At 48.3% G+C, this 5,581-nt stretch carries 3 protein-coding genes and 1 other RNA gene; 1 reads left to right on the forward strand and 3 read right to left on the reverse strand.

All coding sequences use genetic code 11. The features are described 5' to 3' along the window. Positions 1 to 158: 158 nt before the first annotated feature. Both B5F71_RS18510 and rnpB read right to left on the reverse strand, forming a co-directional pair. Positions 159 to 1,463: a YihY/virulence factor BrkB family protein gene (locus tag B5F71_RS18510; RefSeq protein ID WP_013619426.1), complete on the reverse strand. Its 1,305-nt coding sequence runs from the start codon at positions 1,461 to 1,463 to the stop codon at positions 159 to 161. A gap of 114 nt (positions 1,464 to 1,577) precedes the next feature. Beyond that, positions 1,578 to 1,939, reverse strand: an RNA gene (rnpB, locus tag B5F71_RS18515) — RNase P RNA component class A. A 259-nt stretch (positions 1,940 to 2,198) separates the two neighbouring features. Here rnpB and B5F71_RS18520 point away from each other — a divergent pair. After that, positions 2,199 to 3,695 carry a trypsin-like peptidase domain-containing protein gene (locus tag B5F71_RS18520; RefSeq protein WP_087213278.1) on the forward strand — a complete coding sequence of 499 codons (1,497 nt, stop codon included), beginning with the start codon at positions 2,199 to 2,201 and terminating at the stop codon, positions 3,693 to 3,695. 544 nt (positions 3,696 to 4,239) lie between these two features. Here B5F71_RS18520 and nspC read toward each other — a convergent pair. Next, complete coding sequence (nspC, locus tag B5F71_RS18525; protein ID WP_087213280.1) at positions 4,240 to 5,403, reverse strand: carboxynorspermidine decarboxylase; 1,164 nt, start codon at positions 5,401 to 5,403, stop codon at positions 4,240 to 4,242. Positions 5,404 to 5,581: the final 178 nt, after the last annotated feature.

A 5,581-nucleotide genomic window follows, 5' to 3' on the forward strand; every position in this document is an offset into this window, starting at 1 on the left:
GATTCCAACTCGCGATGGACACCCTTGCTTTGGGCTGTATGATTCCCGCTATTAGGGCTCATTAGGGACTTGCACCCGTTAGCTAATACTCATGCCGAGCATACATCAATAAATGCCCTGACAAGCAAAAGTTTGCCAGGGCATTTTATTGATAAAAATCACAAATCCTTCACCAGAATACGCCCGCTTTGGTACAGGTACGCCTGCTTTGCCTCAATCAGGGCATGCCACGAAGCCGAATAGTCCTCCTTGTCTATCTTGAAGTTCTCGGCACCGGCACTGTCCAGCCGCTCTATCAGCACACCTACGGTCAGGCGGTTGATGTCCATTCCAGGCAAGTAACGGATGTTTCCTTCTTTATCGTCATCAGAAGTTTCGTAAACCAGACGGACATCGGTCAGCTCGTAGAGGATATTCTTTGTCAGCCGGATGGGAATCTTATGCTCTTTGCTCAGCTCTTCTGCCGTATAGGGCTGCTGCTCGTGCTCGAACCGCTTGCAGATAGCGGAGAGCACGATGGCACAGAAGAAATCGTGGTAGCGCCGGCTGATATGCGCCGTTTCTTTCCCGAAGCTGAACGAAGAAAGGTTCTGGCTGACGTAGCTCATCTCGGCACCGAACAGGCAGATGGTCCACGACACCTGTGTCCATAACAGGAACATCGGGATGGCGGCAAAGCTTCCGTAGATGGCATTGTAGTTCGAAATCCATATCTGGCTGTTGACGTAGAAATATTGGAAAGCCTGAAAGGCGCTACCTGCCAGTATCCCCGGAAACCAGGCATGGCTTAGCTTCACTTTCGTGTTGGGCATGAACACGTATAGCGCGATGAACATCCCCCACGTTAAGGCATACGGGACGAGACGCACCAGAAACTTCAGCATCGGTCCCAGCAGAAGGAAGGTTTCCAAATCCTTCACGTACGTGGTCATCACGATGGTCAGACCGCTGGAGATAACAATGAGCAACGGAAGTAGTAGCAGCATCGAAAAATAATCGGTTATCTGGCGGAACACCGTGCGGGGACGCTTTACCTGCCAGATGGCGTTGAAACTGCGCTCGATATTGTCTATCAGCATCAGGATGGTAAACAGCAACATAATCAGGCCCACGCCGATAAAGATGCCGCTCTGCGCGTGTTGCAGGTAAGAATTGACCCACGAAAACACCAGCTCGCTCTGCTGGCTCATCACACCGCTTTTGATTTGCTGCTCCATCAATGCATCGAAACCGAAGCCGCGGGCAATGGCGAACAGCAAGGCAAGGATGGGGATGATAGACAGCAATGTGCTATACGTCAGTGCCGAAGCACGCACCGGAATGCGGTCGTTCAAGAACTGCTCTATCGAAAGGTAAATGATTTTCACACACGAATACAGGCGCTTCCTCACTGGAGTTACCTCATCTTCGGTGATTCTCCAGATGCCGTCTGTCAAGAATTGAAGCCAATATTGCAGTCTCATAGTTATTAAATGAAGAATGAAGAATAAAGAATGAAGAAACAGCGTTCGGCGTAAGCCAATGCCATGCGGACGAAGTTAAATTCTTCATTTTTAATTCTTCATTCATAATTAAAAAAAAGCAGCCGGCCTGTAAGCCGGGTTCTGTTCCTTATATAATATAAGGTGTCTGTCATTTATCTACGCCCTTTGTCACCAAAAGGCTCTAGCGGTCTACCCTCCGACGTGGGGCGAGCAACCCTCGTTAATGCCGGTTTACACGACCTTACAACTCCTAAGATGCACAGCCCGCGTGTCACCACGCGGCTGGTAGGCTCTTACCCTACCTTCTCACCCTTACCTCTCCGGGTAGGAGCGGCGGTTATTTTCTTCTGCATTACTCTACCCTCGCGGATAGCTTTCTGTTAGGAAGTAGGATGCTCTGCGTTGCCCGGACTTTCCTCTTGTGCCGAAACACCAGCGACAGACCGTCCGACTGCTTTCTGACTGCAAAGGTACGCAATAAATGCATTCCTCCTGCCATTTTTACGAGAAATATCTTTTGCGACTGCAAAAGTGACTGATAATGAATGCAAATTTGTCAGTTATCCCCGTTAAGCGCGGTTAAGGAGCTGTCTTGCTTTGTTAAAAGAGAGAAAAAAGAACACACAAGGAGTACAACCGCATAATATTTGTTCTACTTTAGCAGATGAAATGTTAAAGCAATAACGAAATTAACGATTTAAACCAGTTATAGATATGAAAAAGACAACTAAGTTCGCATTAGGAGCAGTCGCACTGATTGCTGTAAGCGCAGGAGTGGCAGGAGTGACTTCGTATGCCATCCTCCAGTCTAAAGATACAAAGAACGCTTCTTTCTACGAAGAGTTCCAAACGGCTACTCCAGCCAAATATGCTGCATTCGATACATCGAAAATGCAGCCCGTCGACCTGACACAAGCAGCCGAAAGTTCACTGAACTCTGTAGTACACATCATGGCTATCCAGCGGAGTAAGACGAAGGTAATACAGACCCAACCGGATATTTTCGATTTCTTTTTCGGTGACGGCCGCGGACGCCAGCAGCAGGTCCAGACTCCCGAACAGCGCGGATTCGGTTCGGGCGTTATCATCTCGAAGGACGGATACATTGTGACGAACAATCACGTGATTGATGATGCCGACGAGATTTCGGTCAAGCTGCACGACGGACGGGAAATGAAAGGACGGGTTATCGGTACCGATGCTACTACCGACCTGGCTTTGGTGAAGATAGAAGGCGATGATTTTCCTGCCATTCCGGTAGGCGACTCGGATGCCTTGAAGGTAGGCGAATGGGTACTTGCCGTAGGTAATCCCTTCAATTTGGGCTCTACCGTAACGGCGGGTGTCGTAAGTGCCAAGGCACGTGGGTTAGGTGCCAATCAGGTAGAATCATTCATTCAGACCGATGCCGCTATCAACCAAGGAAACAGTGGTGGTGCACTGGTGAATGCAAAAGGCGAGTTAGTGGGTATCAACGCCATGCTGGTTTCTCCCACCGGAGCTTATTCGGGCTACGGCTTCGCCATACCTACCAGCATCATGACCAAGGTGGTGACCGACCTGAAGCAATACGGAACCGTACAGCGTGCTTTGTTGGGCATCGGAGGACGCGATATGGGTAAAGAAGAATTTCCGGAAGAAATCCGTAAGGAGCAGAAAGAACTGGGCATCGGATATGGTGTACAAGTTGTAGAAGTACAAGAAGAAGGCTCGGCTGCCGGCATCTTGAAAGTAAACGATGTCATCATTGCCATAGATGGTGAGAAGGTAGAAACCATGGCTTCTCTGCAAGGCATCCTTGCCAAGAAACGTCCGGGAGACAAGGTGAAAGTGAAAGTATTCCGCGACAAGAAAGACCAGGAATTCACCATCACTCTGAAGAACGCTCAAGGTAATACGAAAGTAGTGAAGAAAGCCGACATGGAACTGCTGGGAGCAGCCTTCCGCGAAGTGCCTGCCGAACTGAAACGCCAGCTCAACTTAGGATATGGTGTACAGGTAACAGGTGTAAGCGACGGACGTATGGCAGACAGCGGTATCCGCAAAGGATTCATCATTCTGAAAGCCAACGGCAAACAACTTCGTACCGTACAGGATTTGGAAGACGTGATGAAAGCGGCTTCCCAGTCGCCCGACCAGGTATTGTTCATGACCGGTGTCTATCCGTCGGGCAAGCGCGCCAACTATGCCGTAGACTTGGCACAAAATTAACAATATAAATAGTAGTTTTCATAGGATAAAAAGGTAAAAGCAGATTGCACACTCTAACAAAAAAGAGGTTCCGCACGTTACGGAACCTCTTTTTTGTTATACTTTAAACGGCATCTTATACTTCGCCCAAAGCACACACGAAAACGAATACAGCAAGACGGAGAAAAACTTTTTGAAGAAATTCAAAACAGTTTCTCAAAAGGTTGTCGTTATCTTCTTCTCCCGATGCAGAAAACTTCGTCTGGTGTAAGATTAATAATCTTCCGCTTGTAAGATTAATAATCTTGCAGCCTGAAGATTAATAATCTTACAGCGGATGGACCTATATGCGTTTGCCGACGCACCTATATCCGCGAGCTTACGCAACCTCCTGCGTCTGGCTATGATACTATCCGGAAAAACGGGCAAAAGAGGCTCAGCAAACGAACATAAGTAACTTGCCCGTTTAACATAAGTAACTTAGGCGTTTAACATAAGTGAGTCAGACGGTTCACTTATGTTCGTTTGAGGAGGCTTTTATATACGACAAATTCAAAACAGTTTCTCAACACATCCGGTCACGGTAATCTTCATAACCGAAGGTACGATATACTTCCAGTTCACCATTGCTATGATACAGGGCAATAGACGGATGGTGAATACCGTTGAACATATTCGTCTTCACCATCGTGTAATGAATCATGTCCTCGAACACAATCCGTTCGCCCACCTGCACTTCATGGTCGAACTTCCAGCTTCCCATATAGTCGCCACTCAGGCAACTGTTCCCACCCAGACGATACACGTGGGCTTCGGGACCTGCCGTCTTGACCGCATCGGCGGGAAGCGACTCTGCCCCACGCACCGCCGGCTGGTAAGGCATCTCCAGACAATCGGGCATGTGGCACGTAAAGCTTACATCGAGAATCGCCGTACGGATTCCCCGGCTCTCTACCACATCCACCACCGAAGCCACCAGCGGTCCCGTCTGCCAGGCAAAGGCAGAGCCAGGCTCCAGAATAATCTGCAAATGCGGATAACGTGCCTTCAACCCCTTCAGCAATCCAATCAGATGCTCTACATCATAGTCCTTACGGGTCATCAGATGCCCACCTCCCAAATTCAGCCATTTCAGCTGCGGGAACCAGCGCGAAAACTTTTCTTCGATATGCTTCAGGGTACGTTCCAGCTCGTACGAACTGGACTCGCAATGGCAATGGCAATGAAAACCCTCAATGCCTTCGGGCAAACGTTCGGGAAGCAAGTCTGCCGTCACTCCGAAACGTGTGCCCGGCGCACAAGGGTTATATAGTTCCACTTCCACCTCCGAATACTCCGGATTGACACGTATACCACAAGAAACCGGTTCAGGATAAGCCTTAACCATCGGATAGAAACGTTCGAACTGCGAAAGTGAATTGAATGTGATATGGCTGCTATATTTCAGAAACTCTGGGAAATTAGCTTCGGTGTAAGCCGGCGAATAGGTGTGCGCCCGACTTCCGAACTCTTCGAAAGCCAGACGTGCCTCGTACACCGAACTTGCCGTCGTATGGCTGATGTACTCGCGGAATATCGGGAACGATTTCCACATCGCAAATGCTTTAAACGCAAGGATAATTTCTACCCCAGCCCGGTCGGCTACCGACTTTATCACCCCCAGGTTTTTCCTGAGCAAATCTTCTTCCATTACATAACACGGAGAAGGAACTTTAGTTACATCTAACATACTACTGTTTCGCTTTTTCTCAACACAGATTATTTTTATTTTTTTGAATTCCGCAAAATACCCATGGTATAAGAAGCTGTTTTGAATTTCTCCAAAAAGTTTTTCTTGTCTTGATGTATACGTTTTCGTGTGTGCTTTGGGCGATTTTTTGGTCTTTTTCGCTCCTGTTCTTCGTCAG

The organism is Bacteroides sp. An269 (assembly GCF_002159755.1).
In the GTDB taxonomy this organism is placed as follows: Bacteria; Bacteroidota; Bacteroidia; order Bacteroidales; family Bacteroidaceae; genus Phocaeicola; species Phocaeicola intestinalis.